Consider the following 22,257-nt stretch of genomic DNA (forward strand, 5'->3'; position numbering starts at 1 on the left):
CGAACACCGTTGGAAGGAGAAGGAGTTCAGATGAGCGACAGCAACGGTCTGTGGCGCTACCTCGGCGGATCCGGGCACGAAGCCGCCCTCGACCTCACCGGCTTCGCGGTCCACGCCCTCGACGGCTACGTGGGCAAGGTGGACCGGCACACCGTCGAGGTCGACGCCGCCTACCTGGTGGTCGACACCGGGTGGCTCTTCGGCCACCAGGTTCTGCTGCCCGCCGGCACCGTGACGAAGATCGACCCGGCCGAACGGATCGTCCACATCGGCCGGACGAAGACCGACATCAGGTCGGCGCCGCCGTTCCTGAACGCCCTGGACCCGGCCTACTTCCAACTCCTCGGCGGCTACTACGGCCCGCTCGCCTAGGAGCCGTCCGGCACCCCGGCGGTCACGGCCCCGTGAGGACTGCCGGGGTCGGGCCGTCGGGGCGGACGGTGATGCTGTAGGTGGCCCCGGCGGGGGTGCTCAGGAACTCCACCCGGTGCGCGGGGAGCAGGAGTTCGAGCACCGCGGTGGACTCCCGCAGGGCGAACTGGGTGCCCAGGCAGGCGCGGGCGCCGAGGCCGAACGGGAAGTAGGCGGCCAGGTGTGCGGGGCGGGCGCCGCCGGTGGTGAACCGGGTCGGGTCGAAGTGGCCGGGGTCGGGCCAGAGCGCCGGGTCGCGGTGCGTGAGGTACGGGCAGACCAGCAGGTCGGTGCCGGCCTCGACGCGGTGGCCGGCCAGGGCGTCGTCGGTGAGGGCGTGCCGGGGGAGGATCCAGGCCGACGGGTAGAGCCGGAGCGTCTCGGAGACCAGTGCCTGGACGGCCTCGCGCCGTTCGGGGGAGCCCTCGGGACCGGCGGCGAGGGCCCACGCGCGCGCCTCGGGGTTCCGGTCGAGGAGCAGGTAGAGCCAGGTGAGCGTGGTGGCGGTGGTCTCGTGGCCGGCGACCAGCAGCGTGACAAGTTCGTCGCGGATCAGCCGGTCGGTGTACGCGGGGTCGTGCTCGGCGGCGTCGAGCAGGACGCGCAGCACGCCGGGTCCGTCGGGACCGTCCTCCCGGTGGCGGGCCGTGTCGATGGCGGCGTGCGCGACCGCGTCGATCCGGGCGAGGTCGGCGGCGACGGCCTCGTGGGCCCGGTCGCCGTCGGAGGGCAGCTGGGGGAGGGCGGCCACCACGGCGGCGATGCGGTCGAGTTCGTGGGCGGTGGCCGGGTCGAGCGGGTGGCCGGTGAGGGCCCGCCAGATGGTGTCGAGGGCGAAGTGCCGCATCTCGTCGCCGACGTCGAGGGTCTCGCCGGTGCGGGCGTACGCCGCCCAGCGGTCGGCGGCCCGGTGGGCGGCGGCGGCGATCCGCTGCTCGTGGCGGCGCATCCCGGTCCCGGTGAACTGGGCCTGGAGCGCTCGGCGTTGGTTCCGCCAGGCGTCACCGGTGGCGGAGAGGATGCCCTCGCCGGTGAGGACCCGGGCGCGGTGGGAGCGCTTGACGTAGCGCTCGGGGTGGCGGCCGAGCACGTGCTGGACGGCCTCCGGGTCGGTGACCAGCACGGTGGGCCGGGGGCCGATCCGGAACGCGGCGACGCCGCCGAGGTGCCGGTGGGCACGGGACAGCAGGTCGACCAGCTCCGCCTCCTCGGTGCGCCACTCCTCGACGGCCTCGGCGGGGAGCTCGGGAACGGGCGCGGGAGCGGTACCCCCGCTGCCCCCGGTGGGTGCGTCGTCGGAGCCTGCGGGGCGGTCGGGGCCGGGGTGCGCGGTGGTGGTCACGGGTGCCTCCTCGGTCGGGGACCGGCGTGGGGTCCGCGCCGACTCTACGTCAGCCCGCCGGTGTGCGGTGACGCTCCGGTCACCGGGCGTCACCCCGGCGGGGAGGTCCCCGGAGTGCTTCGCGGAGCGGGAGGCCCCCGGAGCGGTGACGGGGCGCCGGGAGGGTCGGCGCGGAGCCGGGGCGCACAAAGCGGCGGTGCCGCGGTTCGTCCCCCTCGACGAACCGCGGCACCGCCTATGTCCCGTCCCGGAAACGGATCCGGTCCGCTCAGATCCGCTGCCAGAGGGCCGGGACGATCGGAGGCTCCCAGCCCACCTGGGCCGTGTGGCCCTGGAGGCACCGGTAGCTGAGACCGTTGAAGGTCACGGTGTCACCCGCCTGGTAGGTGGTACCGGCCGCCCAGGTGCCGTTGCCCGGCCCCGGGTCGGTGCCGACCACCAGCGAGTAGGAGGTGGAGTGGCTGACCGAGCCGGTACCCGTCACGGTCAGGTTGTAGGTCCCGGCCGGGACGGCGGAGCCGACCGAGATGTTCAGTGTGGCCGAGCCGCCGGACTGCACCGAGGAGGGGCTGACCGAGGTCGTCACACCGGTCGGGGCGCCGGCGACGGTGAGGTTCACCGTCTGGGCCGAGCCGGAGGTGGTCTGGGTGGAGACCGACGCGTTGGTCGACTCACCCGGCTTGACCGTGCCGGAGCCCGGGTTCACCCCGATGGAGAAGTCGTTGGTCGGGATGGGGCCGGTGCCGACCGAGGTCTTCCACAGGGTGTACGCGACGCCGTCGGCGCTGCGGTCCAGCACGGTGGCGTTGATGTTGCTGGTGGTGTCGCACGCCGAGTGGTAGCAGGAGTCGTACGCGCGGTTCGCGGTGCCGCCCCACTTGGCCGCCTGGGCCGAGGTCTTGGTGGCGCTGGCGCCGGCCGCGTAGCCGGAGGTCGGGATGCCCGCCGACTGGAACGAGGCGTCGTCCGACCGGCCCTGGCCCTCGACGTTCTCCTCCGGCTGGAGGTTCAGCGAGTCCCAGTACGCCTTCATCGGTGCCGAGGTGGCGGAGTTGACGTTGTTGATGAAGTAGCCGGCGTTGGGCGAGCCGACCATGTCGAAGTTGTAGTAGCCCTTGATCGCACTGCGCTGGGTGGAGCTCAGCTGGTTGACGTAGTGCTTCGAGCCCTGGAGGCCCTGCTCCTCACCCGTCCACCAGGCGAACCGGACGTGCCGGTTCATGGTCGGGTTCTGCTGTGCCAGGACCAGCGCGGTCTCCAGCAGCACGGCGGAGCCGGAGCCGTTGTCGTTGATGCCCGGGCCGGCGGCGACGCCGTCCAGGTGCGCGCCGAACATGGTGACCTGGTCGGCCGGGCCGCCCGGCCAGTCGGCGATCAGGTTGTTGGCGGTGTAGGTGCAGGTGGAGCAGGTCTGCTCGCTGACGGTGTAGCCGGCCGCCTGGAGCTTGGCCTTCACGTAGGCCAGCGACTGGCTGTACCCGGCGGTGCCGGTGCGGCGGTTGCCGCCGTTCTGCGAGGCGATGGTGTTGAACTGGCTCAGGTGCGCCTGGACGTTGGCGACGCTGATGTCAGGCGCGCTGGGGTTGGGGTTGCCGTTCCCGACCGTCAGCGTGTACTGCGCGGTGTGGGTGGTCGCCGCGGTGCCCGTGACCGTGATCACGTAGGTGCCGGGGGCCGTGGTGTTGGAGGTCGTGATGTTCAGCGTGGCGGACGAGCCGCTCTGCACCGAGGACGGGCTGACCGTCGCGGTGGCACCGCTCGGCGCGCCGGAGGCGGTCAGGGCGACGGTCTGGGCGCTGCCCGAGACCACCGCGGTGTTGACCGTCGCCGAGGTGGACGCGCCGGGCTGGACGGAGCCGGCGGTCGGGCTCACCGCGAGGGAGAACTCGGGGCCGGTCACGTTGCAGGTCGGGTCGGCGGGCTGCGCCGGGAGGCTGACCGCGTCCCAGGCCGCCTTGGTGCGGTTGAACAGGTTGCAGGTGGAGTCGAGGTTCTTGGCGGCGGTCAGGGTGGTGGTCCGGTACTTCTTGTAGGTCATGCCGCTGGTCTTGAGCAGCATGCCGCCGTAGAAGATCCGGCCCGCGTCCTTGATGCCGATGCCGGTGATCGTGGAGCTGTTGCAGGTCGGGCTGGTGGGCTTGCCGCCACCCGGGTTGGAGCCCTCGGCGAGCAGGTAGAACCAGTGGTTCAGCGGGCCGGCGGCCGCGTGGACCTCGGTGCTCGGGATCGAGGAGGAGTAGCAGTTCGGGTCGCCGTTGACCAGCGAGGGGTTGGCCATGTTGCGGATCGGACCGCGACCGACCAGGTTGATCATCTCGCCGACGGTGTAGTCCGGGTTGTCGTACGGGGCGGGCTGGTTGACGTACGCCTCGGTCAGTGCGCCGAAGATGTCGCCGGTGCCCTCGCCCAGGCCGTTCTCGTTGTTGGCGCCGCCCGGGGTGAACTGGTCGATGCCGTGGCCGAACTCGTGGCCGACGACGTCGATCGAGGAGATCCACTCGTTGGCGTTGTTGTGGCCGATCGAGACCGAGGAGCCGTCCCAGTAGGCGTTGACGTCGTTCAGGCCGACCTTGACCGGCCAGCTGCCGCCGTTCCCGTTGTGGCCGTTGCGCCCCAGCCAGTCCCGGAGCATGTCCCATTCCTTCTGCGCCGCGAACATCACGTCGCCGCAGCCGGTCTCCTTGCTGGTGGGGCTGCCGTTGCCCCAGGAGTCGGAGGACTTGGAGAACACCTGGCCGGTGGCGTTGTCGGCACAGCTCAGGCCCGGCCGGCTCGGGTCGCGCAGCGAGTACGAGCTGCCGGAGCCGGTGGTCGTGATGGTGACCGGCGGCGGGCCGTTCCACTTGCTGTTGATCGTGCCGGCCCGGACGTCGTCGTAGCTGTCGATGACCTCGCCGCTGCGGGCGTCGACGAAGACGTGCAGACGGCTCGGCGCCGACTCGGTGCGGCCGGTGAGCACGGTCTCCCAGGCGAGTCGCCCGGCGCCGTCCTGGACGCGGACCACCAGGCGGCGCGTCTCCACGCCGTTGACGGTGACCAGCTTGGTGCGGGAGGTCTTCTCCGCCTTGTCGGCGCTGATCAGGGGAGTGGTCGGCACGCCGATCGGGCCGGAGGAGGCGGACTGCGACCCGCGCACCTTGCCCTCGCCGTCGGCTATGACGACGGCGTCGCCGCCGACCACCGGCAGGCCCTTGTAGCTGCGCTCGTAGGCGACGGAGTAGAGGCCGGCGAGCCAGGGGGTGACGGACTGACGCTCGTACGTCTCGCCCGGGCCCTTGGCCAGGGCGTCCAGACCTGCCGCGGCCGCCTGGTCGGCGGCGTTCACGGCTGCGGTCAGCGCGCTCGGCGGCGCGATGGCCGACGGGCCCGGGTCGGCAGCGGCCTGCCCGACCGCGGTGGCGGTGAGCATGCCTGCCAGGACGGCCAGGGTGGTGCCCGCCGTCAGTAATCTGCGTTTCATTACGAGGCTCCTCGAACGTGGGGGTGCTCGACCGCGGACGGGTGTGCCGGAAAGGCACTCACCGCGGGCCGCATGGGGGACGGCCGTTGCGGGCGTCCGCGCTCGGGTGCCGGAACCCTCACACGCCGTCATGCCACGGTCAACGGGTTCGGCGAGCACTTCGAGCTGTTGGCAAGTTCTGTCAAGCCGCCCACCCGGTAACGGTGTTGGGGTCCGGAAGGGCAGCGTGGGAGGCCAGGGCACGTGCAGAGGTTGAGACCAGCTGGTGGAGAGGTTGAGACCAGAGGGGAAAAGTGGTTGAGACCACGTCATGTACGGAGGGGTCCTCCGTCCAGTACCGTCCTCCTCAGCGGACCTCCCCACCGGAAGGCCCGGGAGCGCACTCGGGAGGGCAGCCCCGTTGCACCGGAACCGCGGCGCGGCGACCCTCGCCGAGGACGAACTCTGGCGTGCCTTCGGCCTCCGCCTGCGGCAGTGGCGCCGCCGCGCGGGCCTCACCCAGGCCCAGCTGGGCGCCGAGATCGGCTACGACCACACCGCCGTCAGCAAGCTCGAACACGGCACCCGCCGCACCAGCCCGCGCCTCGCCGACCGCCTCGACGACCTCCTCGCCGCCGGCGGCGAACTGCGCACCGCCTGCCGACGGGCCGAGGACGGCGAACCGGAGGACGGCGCCGGGCTGCCGGCCGACTGGGCCCGTCCCCCGCTCCCCGGCCCGCCCGTCTCCCTCGTCGGCCCGGCCCTCCCGCCCTCGCTCACCGCCCGGCCGCCCGAGCGCCTCCCCGACTACGGACTGCTCTGTCCGCTGCACGACGCCGACGGCTGCGCCGTCCCCGAGGCCACCGACCTCGCCGCCCTGCACGCCGCCTTCCGCGCCGCCGACCCCGAGACCGCCCCGCCCCTCGACCCCGACACCGCCCACGCCCTCACCGGCCTGCTCGCCGCCCACCTCCGCGCCGGCGAGGCCCCCACCGGCCCCGGCACCGCCGCCGTCGAGGAGACCCTCCGGGTCATCCTCCGGCGCCTCGCCGCCCACCCGGCGGGCCTGACCCGGCGCCCGCTCGCCCGGCTCGCCGCCGAGTACGCCCACGCGGCCGGCGCCCTGCGCATGCAGGACGGCCGCAACGCCACCGCGATGGCCTGCTTCGACCGCGCCCTCAGCTGGTCCGAACTCGCCGGGGACCCCGCCACCCAGGTCGCCGCGCTCAGCGACATGAGTGCCCTCGCCCGCCTCGACGGCGACCCCGCCGCCGCGCTCGGGTACGCCCGCGAGATGGCCCGGGCGGCGCCGGGCCGGCACTGGGCGGGGGCGATGAGCCAGATCGGCCAGGCCCGCGCCTACGCGCTGGCGGGCGACGTCCGCGCCACCGTCCGGCACCTCGCCCGCGCGCGGCTCCACCTCGACCACATCGGGGCCCACGACGAGACGGACGCGGCCTGGCTCTCCATCGCCTCGATGCGGCTGCGGGTGGAGGCGGGCGCCGCCGCGGCACTGCGCGACGCGGCCGCCGCCGCCGGGGACCTCCGGCTGGCGCGCCGGGCCGTGGACGCCGCCGAGACGGCGCTCGCCCTCCTCGCGCCCGACCAACTGCCCTCCGCCCGGTTGCTGTTCACCGTCCGGGTGGCGGACTGCCTGTTGGTGGCGCGCGACCCTCGGGCGGCGGCGGAGCTGCTGGGCCCGGTGTTCGCGGCGGACGCCGGCGGGGCGGGGCTGCCGGCGCTGGTGCGGCACGAACTGGCCGGGCTGCGCGAGCGGCTGACGGCGCACGGGCTGGCGGGGTAGGGGTCGAGGGCACGCCGGCACGGGACGGTGCGGGTGGGACGGCGGGTGGGACGGCGGGCGAGGGCGCGCGCCGGAGCGGGACCGGCGGGGCCGTGGCGGGATCCTTGCGGGGCCGGGTGATCGTGCCGATCGTGTGTCCGGTCGTACCCGAGCGGGGACCGGGCCGCCTCGCCGGCCGGCGACAGGGGCCTCACCCGGGCCCCCGGGCCCGCCGGGTGAGGCCGCCGGTGCCCTTCGCGCACGGTCGGCCGGGCCCCGGAACGGCCCCCGGGCAACCGACGGACCGTCAGAGCGGAACCCGCCGGTCCGGACCTCGCCGTCCGCCCACCGACCCACTGTGGCAGCGGTGTTGCGGCCGGATTGCGCCCCGTTTCGCGGCGGTGCGGCCGACGTCCGGACCGGCGGATTCATGGACGCCGAGGGCGGTTCCCGCAATTGACGGGATCGGCGGCGCCTTCCTAGACTCGGACCGGCGAAGAATGTCAGCCACGGGCCCCGGCCGGCTGACTGGCAACCCCCACACTGCGGTGGGGTGCCCCGGGGATAAGCCGGGTGACGTGGCGTTCCGATGACGCGTCGTCACAAGCGCAGTCATGGCCCGGTTGGGCTCGGGGGACGGAGAAGGTCGTGGAACAGCGGGCGGGCGGACGCAACGCCGCGGGCCTCAGGCTGGTGGCCAGGCTCGACGTCGACCTGCTCCGGCGCGCCAGCTCCCTCTGTCGCTGACGCCGGTCGGCCGGCCGGGCAGTGCTGCCCGCCTCGGTCGGTCCGTCCGATTCCCTCGCCCACGACCCCGTGCGAGGAGGAGCGCCCAGCGGCCCGACCTCCCGTGCGCATTGCTCCAGGAGAACGGATGCCCACCTTCCCCGTGCCCCGAGACCCGTCGAGATCCCTCCCGGTCGGCCGGGAGCCCGAGTACCGGAGACTGCGCGACGCGTTCGACCGCTGCGCGGCCGGAGCCGGAAGCGTGATCGTCCTGCACGGGTCGGTCGGCAGCGGCCGCAGCGACCTGCTCTACGCCTTCACCGACACCGCGGCCGAGCGCGGCGCGCACGTCCTCGTCGGCACCGGCTCGCCGCTGGAGCGGGAGTTCCCGCTGGGGCTGGCCCGGCAACTGCTCCAGGGCGCCGACCTCGAACCGGAGGAGGCCGCCGCGGCGGAGTCGCTGCTCGCCCAGGGCGCCGCCGAGGGGGCCCGCCCGGTCCTGCCGGACGGCCCGCAGGGGCAGCTCACCCAGCGCACCCTGGAGGGCCTGTTCCGGTTGGTCCGCCGGCTGGCCGAGCGCGCCCCCGTCCTGATCGCCGTCGACGACCGGCAGGACGCCGACCCGCAGTCGCTGGAGTTCCTGCTCTACCTGGTCCGCCGTACCCGCAGCGCGGGTGTGCTCACGGTGCTCAGCTCGCGCGAGACCATGACCCCGTCCAACCCCTTCTTCGAGGTCGAACTCGCCCGCCAGCCGCACCACCAGCACATCCGCCTCGACCTGCTCTCCGCCGACCTGGTCGCCGAACTCCTCCGGGCCCGGCTCGGCGCGGCGTCCGCCCGACTGGCCGTCGAGGCGCACGCCCTGACGGGCGGCAACCCGCTGCTCGTGCACAGCCTGATCGGCGACCAGGAGACCGCCGGCGTCCCGGACGAGCTGGTCGTCGGCGAGGGCTACCGGCGCGGGCTGATGCACTGCCTGCACCGGATCGACCCGCTGGCGCTGCACTACGCTCGGGGCGTCGCCGTGCTCGGCGCGTCCGCGACCCCGGACCTGCTCGCCGAACTCCTCCTGCTGGCCCCGGACTCGCTGCCCAGGGCGCTCTACCTGCTGCACGCGGCCGGTCTCTTCCGGGACGGCGGGTTCCGCCATCCGACCGCCGCCGGGGACCTGCTGGCCGCGATGCGGCCGGTCGAGCTGGCGGCCCTGCACCAGCGGGCCGGCCGGCTGCTGCGCGCGGCCGGAGCGGCCGACGCGACCGTGCACGGGCACACACGGGTGGCGGAGGGGCACCTGCGCAGTTCGCTGTCGGCTGCCGGCAGTGCCTCCGGCGAGGTGCCCGGACCGGGCGCGGGCACGGGGGGCGGCGCGGGCACCGGCGCGGGCACCTACGGCTGGCCGCCGGGCCTGGACGGGACCGGCGGTGCCGGCCTGGTCGGTGGAGTCGGTGGTGCCGGGAGCACCGGGGGCTTCGGTGCGACGCTGAGCGCCGTCGGAAGCGCGGCCGCGAGCACCCACGGGAGCGCCGCCGGCTTCGGCGGGGCGTGGACCGCGGACGACGCCGGCCCCGTCGGGGGGACGGAGGGCGGTCTGTCCGGCTGGCTCTCCGGCGACCTGTCCGGCAGCCTGTCCGGTCACCTGCGCGGTGACCTGCGTGCTGACCTGCACCGCGACCCGCACGGCCACCCGTCCGGTGGGCCGACGGGCGGGCCGATCCGTGGGGTGGCGGGCCGGGCCGACGGGCTCCACAGCACCGGAGGGTTCGGGCCCGAGGCGGGCCACGGCCCCGTCGTCGGCGTGCTCGGTTCCTTCGGGACGGCGGCCGTCGAGTGCGTGCCCACCCTGCCCGGCACGGTGACCGACGCGGCCGCCGCGCGGCGGCACGAGCTGAAGGTCGTCCGCCACCACTTCTGGCACGGGCGCACCGAGCAGGGGGTCGCCGCCCTCGCCCGGTTCGAGGCCGAGCCCGGCAACGCCGCCCCCGCCGAGGCCCTGCGCCACTGGCTCGCGTACTGGTACCCGGGTCTGCTGCCCAACCCGGCCCGCCCGCAGCCGGGCCGGCCGACGACGGCCGACCACCGGGGCGACGGCATGCGCCTGCTCGCCGCCCTGCTGGCCGGCACGGTCGCACCGGAGACGGCGGTCGTCCAGGCCGAACTGATCCTGCGCGCCGGGCGGCTCGGCGGTGTCCGCACCGAGTCGCTGACCGCCGCGCTGACCGTCCTGCTCTACGCCGACCGGGCCGACCGGGCCGCGCACTGGTGCGGTCCGCTCGCCGAGCGGGCCGGGGCCCGCTGCGGCGCCAACTGGCACGCCCTGCTGGCCGCGTTGCGGGCCGAGGCGGCGCTGCGCCAGGGCGACCTGCGGGCCGCCGACGAGGCCGGCCGGGCGGCCTTCGCCCACGTCCGGCCGGAGGCCTGGGGGGTGGCGGCCGGGCTCCCCCTGGCCACCATGGCCGCCGCCCGTACGGCGGCGGGCCTGCACCAGGACGCCGCCCACTTCCTGGAGCTGCCCACCCCCGAGGGGATGGCCCGCACCCCCGCGGGGCTGCACCACCGGTTCGCGCTCGCCGGCCACCGGCTGGCCCTCGGGCGGGCCGAGGAGGCGCTCGCCGACTACCGCGCCTGCGGTGACGCGATGGCCCGGTGGGGCCTGGACCACCTGCCCGCGATCGCGCCCTGGCGGCTCGGCGCGGCCCGGGCGTACCTCGCTCTCGGCCACCGCCCCACCGCGGCGGCCCTGGCCGACCAGCAGCTCGCGCGACTCGGCCCGGCCGGACACCCGCGGGTCCGCGGTCTGGCCCTGCGGATCCGCGCGGCGGCGGGGGAGCGGTCCGAGCGGACCGAGCTGCTGGAGCGCTCCGTCGCCCTGCTGGAGGAGGCCGGCGCCGAGGCCGACCTCTCCGCCACCCTCTCCGAGCTGAGCGAGGCCCACCGGAACGACGGGGACCCCGGCCGCGCCCGGCAGACCGACCGCCGGCTCCGGCGCAACCCGCCGCTGGCCGTCGTGCCCGCCGAGCGCCCGGCCGCGGACCCGGTGGGCGAACCGGCCGCCGGCGGGCTCTCCGAGGCCGAGCGGCGGGTCGCCGAACTGGCGGCCCGCGGGCTCTCCAACCGGGACATCGCCCGCAAGCTCTACATCACCGTCTCCACCGTCGAGCAGCACCTCACCCGGGTCTACCGCAAGCTCGGGGTCCGTCGCCGGGTCGACCTCGCCAAGCTGGTCGGTCCGGGTACGGGCGCCGGCGGCCCCGAGGAGGGACCCGTGCGCGCACTCGGAGCGCGCAACCGCCCGGCCGACCTCGTCGCCGGCTGAGGCCCGCGCTCCCGGCGACCGCCGGCGGTGGGCCGCCCCGCGGCCGGGCCGCGTACCGGACACGATCCCGTCCGGTACGCGGCCCGGCCGCGTTCGGCGCGGGATCCGGCCGGGCGGACGGCCCGGCCGGGGGAGGGCCGCAGGGGGTGGCCGGAGGGACGGACGGGCAGGTCGGCAGGCTGAGGGGACCACGTCATAGGGGTTCTACAGGGGTTGGCTAGGGGCCCGACCGGCGCGGATCCACGGAACTCTGAGGGTCGATCCGAGCCACCGGCCCTCAGGAGTGGAACCCACCATGGCGCGCCTGGAACCCCTCGACCCGTCCGCACCGCAGCCCGGCCCGCCCGAGGCGGTGGCCGTCGTCGGCGTCGCCTGCCGGCTGCCGGGAGCGGCGGACCCGGAGGCGTTCTGGAAGCTGCTCGACACGGGTGCGAGTGCGGTCGGCGCCGTCCCGCCGCAGCGCTTCGGCGGCGCGGAGCCGCCCCGTGCGGGCGGGTGGCTCGACCACGTCGACCGGTTCGACCCCGAGTTCTTCGGCCTCTCCCCGGCCGAGGCCGCCGCCGCCGACCCGCAGCAGCGGCTGGTGCTCGAACTCGCGTGGGAGGCCCTGGAGAACGCCGGCGTCCTGCCCGCCGCGCTGGCCGGCGGCCGTACCGGCGTCTTCGTCGGCGCCATCGCCGCCGACTACACCACGCTCACCACCGGCGCCGGCGCGATCACCCGGCACAGCCTCACCGGTCTCAACCGGGGCATCATCGCCAACCGCGTCTCCTACGCCCTCGACCTGCGCGGTCCGAGCCTCACCGTCGACTCCGCGCAGTCCTCCTCCCTGGTCGCCGTCCACCTCGCGCTGGAGAGCCTGCGCGGCGGCGAGTCGGACGTCGCCCTGGTGGCGGGCGTCAACCTCAACCTGGCGGCCGAGTCGACGCTCACCGTCGACCGGTTCGGCGCGCTCTCGCCCGACGACCGCTGCTACACCTTCGACGCCCGGGCCAACGGCTACGCGCGCGGCGAGGGCGGCGTGCTGCTGGTGCTGAAGCCGCTCACCCGCGCGGTGGCGGACGGCGACCGCGTCCACGCGGTGCTGCTCGGCAGCGCGGTCAACAGCGACGGCGCGACCGACGGCCTGACCGTCCCCAGCGCGGACGCCCAGGCGGCGGTGGTCCGCGAGGCCGCCCGGCGGGCCGGCGTCGCCCCCGGTCTGGTCCAGTACGTCGAGCTGCACGGGACGGGCACCCGCGTGGGCGACCCGGTCGAGGCGGCGGGCCTGGGCGCGGCACTGGGCGCCGGGCGCCCGGCGGAGCAGCCGCTGCTGGTCGGCTCGGCGAAGACCAACGTCGGTCACCTGGAAGGCGCTTCGGGCATCGTCGGCCTGCTGAAGACGGTCCTGGCCGTGCGGCACCGGAGGATTCCCGCCAGCCTCAACTTCGTCACCCCCAACCCGGACATCCCCTTCGAGCGGCTCGGCCTCGCGGTGCGGACCGACTCCGGACCGTGGCCGAACGCCGCGGGCCGGCTGATCGCCGGCGTCAGCTCCTTCGGCGTGGGCGGCACCAACGCGCACGTGCTGGTGGCCGACGCCCCGGAGACCGCACCGCCGGGGGCGGAGGAGGGAGAGCCCGGAGGCGTCGGCGAGGCGCGGGCCGAGGACACCGCGGTCGCGACCGTGCCCGGCGGGCCGCTGCTCTGGCCGCTCTCCGCCCGGACCCCGGCCGCGCTGCGCCGGCAGGCCGCCCGGCTCCGTGCGTTCGCCGACCGGGCGGGCACCGACCCGGTGGCGGTCGGCCGGTCGCTGGCCACCACCCGGACCGCCTTCGAGTACCGCGCCGCCGTGACCGGCACCGACCGGGAGGGCCTGCTCACCGCCCTCGACGCGCTCGCCGAGGGCGGGCAGGCGGCGGGCCTGGCCCAGGGCCGTGCCGCCACCGACGGTGCGGCGCGCGCGGCGTTCGCCGACGGCCCGGCGCCGGACGCCGCCGGGCACGGGGCCGGCGACCGGGCGGGCACCGCGGGCGCGACCGGCAGCGGCACGGTGCTGGTCTTCCCCGGCCAGGGCGCGCAGTGGGACGCCATGGCCCGCGAACTGCTCGCCACCGCACCGGTGTTCGCGGCGAAGATCGCCGCCTGCGAGGAGGCCCTCGCCCCGCACGTCGACTGGTCGCTCGGGGCGGTGCTGCGCGGCGGGCCGGGCACGCCGGACCTGGAGCGGGTGGACGTGGTGCAGCCCGCCCTGTTCGCCGTGATGGTGTCGCTGGCCGCGCTCTGGGAGGCGGCGGGTGTCCGGCCGGACGCCGTGATCGGGCACTCCCAGGGGGAGATCGCCGCCGCCCACGTGGCCGGTGCGCTCTCGCTGGAGGACGCGGCGGCGGTGGTCGCGCTGCGGTCGCAGGCCATCGCCGGTCTGGGCCTGACCGGCCGGGGCGGCATGGCGGCCGTCCCGCTGTCCGCCGAGGAGGTCGCCGGGCGGATCGCCAGGCGGGCCGGCGAGCTCGGGATCGCCGCGGTCAACGGCCCGTCCGCGACCGTGGTCTCGGGCGACCGGGCGGCCGTCGCCGACCTGGTGGAGCAGTACCGGGCGGAGGGTGTCCGGGCGAAGCTGGTGCCCGTCGACTACGCCTCGCACTCGGCGCAGATGGAGCCGCTGAGGGAGAGCCTGCCCGCCCTGCTCGCGGGGATCCGCCCGCGGACCGCGTCCGTCGCCTTCTACTCGACGCTCACCGGCGAGCGGTTCGACACCGCCGGACTCGACGCCGCCTACTGGTTCCGCAACCTGCGCGGCACCGTCCGGCTGGAGCGCGCGGTCCGCGCGGCGCTGGCCGACGGGCACCGGGCGTTCGTGGAGAGCAGCCCGCACCCGGTGCTGACGGTCGGGCTCGGCCAGCTGGCCGACGGCGTGGCGGCGGTCACCGGCACGCTCCGCCGGGACCACGGCGGACTCGACCAGTTCCACGCCGCGGTGGGCGAGCTGTTCGCCCGGGGCGGGGCGGTGGACTGGTCCGCCCTCTACGGGCCGGGCGAGCGGCTCACCGGGCTCCCCACGTACGCGTTCCAGCGCCGCCGGCTCTGGCTGGGCGCCACCGCAGGACCGACCGCCGTCGACCCGAACGGGGCCGCCCCGCACGGGGACGCCCCGGGCGCCGACACCCCGGGCGCCGATGCCCCGGACACCGATGTCCTCGGCGAGGAGGCCGCGCTGGCGGCCGTCCGCGCGGGTGCCGCGATCGTGCTGGGCGAGCCGGGCGGACCGGACGCGGTCGACCCGGACCGCACCTTCAAGGACCTCGGCTTCGACTCGGTCGCGTCCGTCGAGTTCCGCGACCGGCTCGCCGGCGCGACCGGCCTCACCCTGCCGACCAGCCTGGTCTACGACCGGCCCACCCCCCGCGCCGTCGCCGCGTTCCTGTCCGGGCGGACGGGCACGCGCACGGCCGTCCCCGAAGCGGCGGGCGCCGCCCCGGCGCGGACCTCCGACGGCCTCGACGGGGACCCGGTCGCGATCGTCGCCCTCAGTGGCCGCTGGCCCGGCGGCGCCGACACCCCCGAGCAGCTGTGGGAGCTGCTCCGCACGGGCAGGGACGCCATCGGCCCGTTCCCGGAGAACCGCGGCTGGGACCTCGACGCCCTCTACGACCCGGACGGCGAGCGCCCCGGCAGCTCCTACACCCGGCAGGGCGGATTCCTGTACGACGCCGACGAGTTCGACGGCGCGTTCTTCGGCCTGGCGCCGCGCGAGGCGGCCGCCACGGACCCGCAGCAGCGCCTGCTGCTGGAGTCGGCGTGGGAGCTGACCGAGCGTGCCGGGATCGTCCCGGCCACCCTGCGCGGCAGCCGGACCGGCGTCTTCGTCGGCGTCATGCCGCAGGACTACGGCCCGCGCCTGCACGAGACGCTCCCCGGGTACGAGGGGCACGCCCTGACCGGCACGCTCACCAGCGTCGCCTCGGGCCGGCTGGCCTACACGCTGGGCCTGGAGGGCCCGGCGATCACCGTCGACACGGCCTGCTCCTCGTCGCTGGTGGCGATCCACCTGGCCGCGCAGGCGCTGCGCGCGGGGGAGTGCGACCTGGCGATCGCGGGCGGGGCGACGGTGATGTCCTCGCCGGGCATGTTCACCGAGTTCAGCCGCCAGCGCGGCCTTGCCCCCGACGGCCGCTGCAAGCCGTTCGCCGCCGCCGCCGACGGCACCGCCTGGGCCGAGGGCGCCGGGCTGGTCCTGCTGGAGCGGCTCTCCGACGCCCGCCGGCGCGGACACCGGGTGCTGGCCCTCGTCCGGGGCAGTGCGGTCAACCAGGACGGCGCCTCCAACGGGCTGACCGCCCCCAACGGCCCGGCCCAGGAGCGGGTGATCCGCCAGGCCCTCGCCAACGCGGGGCTGACGGCCGACCAGGTCGACGCGGTCGAGGCACACGGCACCGGCACCGCGCTGGGCGACCCGATCGAGGCCCGCGCGCTGCTCGCCGCCTACGGGCAGGACCGGGCCCGCCCCCTGCTGCTCGGCTCGGCGAAGTCCAACATCGGCCACACCCAGGCCGCCGCCGGGGTCACCGGGGTGATCAAGCTGGTGCAGGCGCTGCAGCACGGCGAACTGCCGGGCACCCTGCACCTGGACGCGCCGTCGCCGCACGTCGACTGGACGGCCGGCGACGTCAGCCTGCTGGACCGGGCCACGCCCTGGCCCGAGACGGGCCGGCCGCGCCGGGCCGCCGTCTCCTCGTTCGGGATCAGCGGCACCAACGCCCACCTGATCCTGGAGGCCCCGCCCGCCGGGGCCGGTACGGAGCCCGCCGCGCCGGCCACCGCGCCCGCCACCGGGCCCGCCGCGGAGGCGACCGCCACCGCGGCACCGGACGCGCACGCCCCGCTCCTGCTCTCCGCCCGCACCGAGCCGGCCCTCCGGGCCCAGGCCGCCCGCCTGCTGGACCTCGCCGGACACGGCGCCCCCGGCCTCGCCCGCTCCCTGGCCACCACCCGCACGCACTTCCCGCACCGCGCCGCCGTCCTCGGCGCCGGACCCGCGGACCGGGCCGACGCCCTGCGGGCGCTGGCCGACGACCGCGCCGACGCCCCCGGACTGCTCCGCGCCACGGCGGCCCGGACGCCCCGGCTGGCCTTCCTCTACTCCGGCCAGGGCAGCCAGCGTGCCGGCGCCGGGCGCGAACTGTACGGCGCCGAGCCGGTGTTCGCGGCGGCGGTGGACGAGGTCGCCGAGCTGTTCGGCCCGCACCTGGCCGCCCCGCTGAAGGACGTCCTGTTCGCCGCACCGGGCACCGCGCAGGCCGACCTGCTGGACTCCACCGCCTACACCCAGCCCGCCCTGTTCACCCTGCACGTCGCGCTGCACCGGCTGGCGACCACCGCGTACGGGCTGCGCCCCGACCACCTGATCGGGCACTCGATCGGCGAGCTCAGCGCCGCCCACCTGGCCGGCGTGCTCACGCTGCCGGACGCCGTGGCCCTGGTCGCCGCCCGCGGCCGGCTGATGGAGGCGCTGCCGGAGGGTGGCGCGATGGCCGCCGTCCGGGCCACCGAGGCCGAGGTGCTGCCCGAACTGGACGGGCGGGTGTCGGTCGCCGCCGTCAACGGGCCCGGCTCGGTCGTCCTCTCCGGGGACGGCGACGAGGTCCGCCGGCTCGCCGAGGAGTGGCGGGCGCGCGGGCGGCAGGTCAAGCTGCTGACGGTCGGGCGCGCCTTCCACTCGCCGCACATGGACGCCGTCCTGGACGAGTTCCGCGCGGTGGCCGAGCGGTTGACCTACCACCCGCCGCGCCTCCCGGTGGTGTCCAACCTGACCGGCGCCCTCGCCTCGGCGGCCGAGCTGACCGACCCCGGCTACTGGGTCCGGCACATCCGCGAGGCGGTCCGGTTCCACGAGGGCGTCCGCACCCTGGACGGGCTCGGCACCACCGCCTACCTGGAACTCGGACCCGGCCCGGTGCTCACCGCCCTCGCCGAGGAGAGCCTCACCGCCCTCACCGAGGACGCCCTCACCGAGGACGGCCCCGCCGGGCCCGCCCCCGCCGCGCCGAGGGCCCTCGCGGCGCTGCTGCGCGCCGACCGCCCGGAGCCGGCGACCGCGGCCGAGGCGCTCGCCCGGCTGCACGTCCACGGCGTGCCGGTCGACTGGGACACCGCCCTGCCGTCCGGCCCGGCCCGCACCGACCTGCCGACCTACCCCTTCGAGCGCCGCCGGCACTGGCTGGACCAGCCCGCCGGCCGGGCCGCCGACGCGTCCGGCCTGGCCGCCACCGGCCACCCGCTGCTCTCCGCCGCCACCGAACTCCCGGACGGCGAGGGCTGGCTGCTCGCCGGGCGGATCTCGCTGCGCACCCACCCGTGGCTGGCCGACCACGCCGTCGCCGACGGCGTCCTGCTGCCCGGCACCGCCTTCCTGGAGCTGGCCGTCCAGGCCGCGCTGCGCGCCGGTGCCGCCCACGTCGAGTCGCTGGACCTGGCGGCCCCGCTCCCCCTGCCCGCCACCGGCGGCGTCCGGCTCCAGGCGCTGCTCGGCACCGCCGACGCCGAGGGCCGCCGGCCGCTGCGGATCCGCTCCCAGCCGGACACCGAGGCCGCCGACGGCGCCGAGTGGACCACCCACGCCACCGGCACCGTGGCCGACCGGGCGCCCGCCGCCCCCGGCGCGGACACCGCCGCCTGGCCCCCGCCCGCCGCCGCCCCGGTCGGCCTCGACGACGCCTACGAGCGGCTCGCCGAGCGCGGCTACCGGTACGGCCCGGCCTTCCGCGGCCTCACCGCCGTCGCCGCACTCGGCGAGGAGCGGTACGCCGAGATCGCCCCGACCGCCGCCGACGCCGACGCCTACGCGCTGCACCCGGCCCTGCTGGACGCCGCCCTGCACGCCGTCGTCCTGGACGCCGAACGGACGGTCCTCCCCTTCTCCTGGCGGGACGTCACCGTCCACCGCGCCGGCGCCGCCGCGCTGCGGGCCCGGATCACCCCGGCCGGCCAGGACACCGTCACGCTGGAGCTGACCGACCCGGCCGGCCTGCCGGTCGCCACCGTCGGCGCGCTCACCCTGCGCGCCCCGGCCGCCGCGGGCCCGGACTCGCTGTACCGGCTGGACTGGCAGCCGCTCGCCTTCGACGGCGCCCCGCTCGACGGCTGGGCCGTGCTCGGCGAGGACGCCCGGCCGCTCGCGCCCGCCGGGAAGCACCCGGTGCTCGCCGACCTCGCCGAGGCCGGCGCCGGGCAGACCGTGCTCGCCCCCGTCCGCACCGCCGAGCAGACCCTCGCCCTGCTGCACGCCTGGCTGGACGGCGAGCGGACCGGCACCCTCGTCCTCGTCACCGAGCACGCCGTCGCCACCCACCCCGGCGAGGACGTGCCCGACCCGGCCGCCGGCGCCGTCTGGGGCCTGGTCCGCAGCGCGCAGGCCGAACACCCGGACCGGTTCGTCCTGCTGGACGTCGACACCGCCCTCGGGGGCGGCGCGCCCGGAGCCCCGGGAACCCCCGGCGCCGACCGGTCCGCCGCGACCGACCCGACCGGGACGATCGCCGCCCTGTCGACCGCACTGTCGGCCTCCCTCGCCACGGGCGAGCCGCAAATCGCCCTGCGCGCCGGGGAGATCAGCGTCCCGAGGCTGGTCCGCACCCGGGCCGCCGACCTGCTCGACCCCGGCACCGCCGCGGCCTGGCGGCTCGACACCACGACCCCCGGCAGCCTGGACTCGCTGGCCCTGCTGCCCGCCCCCGAGGCCGAACGCCCGCTCGCCGCCGGGGAGGTGAGGATCGCCCTGCGCGCCGCCGGCCTCAACTTCCGCGACGTGCTGATCACCCTCGGCATGTACCCGGGTGGGGCCCGGATCGGCGCCGAGGGCGCCGGCACCGTCCTGGAGACCGGCCCCGGTGTCACCGGACTGCGGCCCGGCGACCGGGTGATGGGGCTGGTCCAGGGAACCCTCGGCCCGGTCGCCGTCACCGACCACCGGCTGCTCACCCGGATCCCCGACGGCTGGAGCTACGCCCAGGCCGCCACCGTCCCCGTCGCCTTCCTCACCGCCTACCACGGCCTCTACGACCTCGCCGGCCTCCGGTCCGGCGAGACCGTCCTGATCCACGCCGCCACCGGCGGCGTCGGCCAGGCCGCCGTCCAACTCGCCCGCCACGGAGGCTCGGTGGTGCTCGCCACCGCAGGCCCCGGCAAGTGGGGCGTGCTCCGCGGCCTCGGCCTGGCGGGCGACCGGGTCGCCTCCAGCCGCACCCTCGACTTCGAGGACTCCTTCCGGACCGCCACCGGCGGCCGCGGCGTCGACGTCGTCCTCAACGCGCTGGCCCGAGAGTTCACCGACGCCTCGCTGCGCCTGCTCGCCCCCGCCGGCCGGTTCGTCGAGATGGGCAAGACCGACCAGCGCGACCCGGCGACCGTCGCCGCCGACCACGACGGCGCCGCCTACCTGGCCTTCGACCTGTTCGACGTCGACCCGGACCGGATCGCGGTGATCCTGGCCGACCTGGCCGGACTCTTCGAGCGCGGCGAGCTGCTCCCGCTGCCCGTCCACGCCCAGTCCGTCCGGCAGGCCCCGCAGGCGCTGCGCCGGCTCAGCCAGGCCCGGCACACCGGCAAGCTCGCGCTCACCCTGCCGACCGCGCTCGCCGACGGCGGAACCGCGCTGGTCACCGGCGGCACCGGCGCACTCGGCCGGCTGGTCGCCCACCGCCTCACCGTCCGGCACGGCGTCCGGCACCTGCTGCTCGCGAGCCGGCAGGGTCCGGACGCACCCGGCGCCGCCGAACTCCGCGCCGAACTGGCCGAGTCGGGAGTCACGGTGACCTTCGCCGCCACCGACCTCGCCGACCCGGACGCCGTCGCCGCGCTCGTCGCCGGCGTTCCCGCCGACCACCCGCTGACCGCCGTCGTGCACACCGCGGGCGTGCTGGACGACGCCGTCCTCGGCTCGCTCACCCCCGAGCGGCTGCGCACCGTCCAGCGGGCCAAGGCCGACGGCGCGTGGCACCTGCACCGCGCCACCGCCCACCTCGACCTCGCCGCCTTCGTGCTGTTCTCCTCCGCCGTCGGCCTGCTCGGCAACCCCGGCCAGGCCAACTACGGCGCCGCCAACGCACGGTTGGACGCGATCGCCCAGCACCGGGCGGTCCGCGGGCTGCCCGCCGTCTCGCTCGCCTGGGGCCACTGGGCCGAGGCCGGCGGCATGGCGGCCGGGCTCACCGCCGCCGAGACCGAACGCCTCGCCGCCACCGGCCTCGCCCCGATGACCAACGAGCAGGCGCTCACCCTGTTCGACGCCGCGCTCACCACCCCCTACCCCGCCCTGGCGGCCGCCCGCCTCGACCCGGGGCCGGTGCCCGCCGACCGGCTCGCGCCCGTCCTGCGCGGCCTGGCCCGACACCGCCCCCGTCCGGCCGCCGCCGGCGCCGAGGGACCCGCCGCACTGACCGCCCGGCTCGCCGGCCAACCGGCCGCCGAGCAGGAACGGCAACTGCTCGCCCTGGTCCGCTCCACCGCCGCCGCCGTCCTGGGCCACCCGGACGCCACCGCGATCCAGAGCGACCTCGGCTTCATGGACAGCGAGTTCGACTCCCTCGGGGTGATCGAGCTGCGCAACCGGATCAACACCGCGACCGGCCTGCGGCTGCCCACCACCGCCCTGTTCGACCACCCGACCCCGGCCGCCCTCGCCGCCCACCTGCGCGACCGGCTCGCCCCCGCCCCGCAGCCGCACCGGGCCGACCCGACAGCCGAGTTCGACCGGCTGGAGCAGGCCCTGGCCGCCCTCGGCGACGACCCGGACGCCCGCGCCGGCGCAGCGGCCCGACTCACCGCGCTGTTCGCCGTGCTCGGCGTGCCCACCCCGGCACCGCACCCGGACGGACCGGCCGCCCCGGCGGGCCCGGAGGCCGACGACGGCCTCGCCGCCCGCATCACCGACGTCAGCGACGACGACATCTTCGACTTCATCGACAACGAGCTCGGCATTTCCTGAGAGAGGCCAACGCAGAGATGAGCACCAACGAGCAGAAGCTCCGCGACTACCTCAACAAGGTCGCCGCCGAGCTGCACCAGACCCGTCAGCGACTGCGCGACGCCGAGGCCAAGGCGGCCGGCGGCGGCGCGGAGGAGCCGATCGCCATCGTCGGCATGGCCTGCCGCTTCCCGGGCGGCGCCGACACCCCGGACGCCCTGTGGCGGCTGGTCTCCGACGAGCGCGACGTCGTCGGCCCGTTCCCCGCCGACCGCGGCTGGGACCTCGACCACCTGTACGACCCCGACCCCGCCAAGCCCGGCCGCAGCTACGCCCGCGAGGGTGGATTCCTCTACGAGGCGGGCGAGTTCGACGCCGAGTTCTTCGGCATCTCACCGCGCGAGGCGCTCGCCGCCGAGCCCCAGCAGCGCCTCCTCCTGGAGACCGCCTGGGAGGCCCTGGAGGACGCCGCGATCGACCCCGCCGCACTGCGCGGCAGCCGGACCGGTGTCTTCGCGGGCGTCATCGCCCAGGAGTACGGGCCGAGCATGCACCACCTGCCCGCCGAGGAGACCGACGGCTACGTCCTCACCGGCACCACCACTTCCGTCGCCTCCGGCCGGATCGCCTACAGCCTCGGCCTGGAGGGCCCGGCCGTCACCGTCGACACCGCCTGCTCCTCCTCGCTGGTCGCGCTCCACCTGGCCGCGCGCTCGCTGCGCGCCGGGGAGTGCTCGATCGCCCTGGCCGGCGGCGCCACCGTGCTCTCCGCGCCCGGCATGTTCATCGAGTTCAGCCGCCAGCGCGGCCTGGCCCCCGACGGCCGCTGCAAGCCGTTCGCCGCCGCCGCCGACGGCACCGGCTGGGGTGAGGGCGCCGGCCTGCTCGTCCTGGAGAAGCTCTCCGACGCCCGCCGCAACGGCCACCGGGTCCTCGCGGTGCTGCGCGGCTCCGCCGTCAACCAGGACGGCCGCTCCAGCCAGCTCACCGCCCCCAGCGGCACCTCCCAGCAGCGCGTCATCCGCGAGGCGCTCGCCTCCGCCGGGCTGACCGCCGGCGACGTCGACGTGGTCGAGGCGCACGGCACCGGCACCCGGCTCGGCGACCCGATCGAGGCCCAGGCGCTCATTGCCACCTACGGGCAGGCGCACAGCGACGGACAGCCGCTCTGGCTGGGGTCGGTGAAGTCGAACATCGGGCACACCCAGGCGGCGGCCGGCGTGGCCGGGGTGATCAAGTCGGTGCTGGCGATCCGGCACGGTGTGCTGCCGCGCACCCTGCACGTCGACGCGCCGTCCCCGCA

General features: G+C 76.6%; 7 protein-coding genes and 1 riboswitch. Of the genes, 5 read left to right on the forward strand and 2 right to left on the reverse strand.

The window, feature by feature from the left end; all coding sequences use genetic code 11:
- The first annotated feature begins 30 nt into the window (after positions 1 to 30).
- Positions 31 to 372, forward strand: a complete 342-nt coding sequence (locus tag PUR61_RS21920; RefSeq protein ID WP_329880965.1) for a PRC-barrel domain containing protein — start codon at positions 31 to 33, stop codon at positions 370 to 372.
- Between the two features lie 22 nt (positions 373 to 394).
- On the opposite strand, the gene PUR61_RS21925 is transcribed toward PUR61_RS21920, so the two are convergent.
- Complete coding sequence (locus tag PUR61_RS21925; protein ID WP_329880967.1) at positions 395 to 1,753, reverse strand: cytochrome P450; 1,359 nt, start codon at positions 1,751 to 1,753, stop codon at positions 395 to 397.
- A gap of 268 nt (positions 1,754 to 2,021) precedes the next feature.
- Entirely contained in the window at positions 2,022 to 5,213 is a 3,192-nt protein-coding gene (locus PUR61_RS21930; protein WP_329880969.1) for a M28 family peptidase, read from the reverse strand.
- A 400-nt stretch (positions 5,214 to 5,613) separates the two neighbouring features.
- Here PUR61_RS21930 and PUR61_RS21935 point away from each other — a divergent pair, with 400 nt between their 5' ends.
- The 4 genes from PUR61_RS21935 to PUR61_RS21950 all read left to right on the forward strand — a co-directional run.
- Positions 5,614 to 6,996 (forward strand): helix-turn-helix transcriptional regulator, encoded by a 1,383-nt coding sequence (locus PUR61_RS21935; protein ID WP_329880970.1) that lies wholly within the window; start codon positions 5,614 to 5,616, stop codon positions 6,994 to 6,996.
- Between the two features lie 471 nt (positions 6,997 to 7,467).
- Positions 7,468 to 7,590, forward strand: a riboswitch (SAM riboswitch).
- A 259-nt stretch (positions 7,591 to 7,849) separates the two neighbouring features.
- Positions 7,850 to 11,014 carry a helix-turn-helix transcriptional regulator gene (locus PUR61_RS21940; RefSeq protein WP_329880971.1) on the forward strand — a complete coding sequence of 1,055 codons (3,165 nt, stop codon included), beginning with the start codon at positions 7,850 to 7,852 and terminating at the stop codon, positions 11,012 to 11,014.
- A 295-nt stretch (positions 11,015 to 11,309) separates the two neighbouring features.
- Positions 11,310 to 20,975: a type I polyketide synthase gene (locus tag PUR61_RS21945; RefSeq protein ID WP_329880972.1), complete on the forward strand. Its 9,666-nt coding sequence runs from the start codon at positions 11,310 to 11,312 to the stop codon at positions 20,973 to 20,975.
- Positions 20,972 to 22,257: beta-ketoacyl synthase N-terminal-like domain-containing protein (locus PUR61_RS21950; protein ID WP_443034542.1), on the forward strand; the 1,286-nt coding region annotated here is incomplete at its 3' end. The genes PUR61_RS21945 and PUR61_RS21950, both read left to right, overlap by 4 nt.

The organism is Streptomyces sp. BE20, assembly GCF_036322525.1.
GTDB lineage: Bacteria > Actinomycetota > Actinomycetes > Streptomycetales > Streptomycetaceae > Kitasatospora.

Coding starts and splice junctions, on each gene's coding strand:
- PUR61_RS21920 (WP_329880965.1), top strand. CDS start 31: ATGAGCGACAGCAACGGTCTGTGGCGCTACCTCGGCGGATCCGGGCAC.
- PUR61_RS21930 (WP_329880969.1), bottom strand. CDS start 5,213: ATGAAACGCAGATTACTGACGGCGGGCACCACCCTGGCCGTCCTGGCA.
- PUR61_RS21940 (WP_329880971.1), top strand. CDS start 7,850: ATGCCCACCTTCCCCGTGCCCCGAGACCCGTCGAGATCCCTCCCGGTC.
- PUR61_RS21945 (WP_329880972.1), top strand. CDS start 11,310: ATGGCGCGCCTGGAACCCCTCGACCCGTCCGCACCGCAGCCCGGCCCG.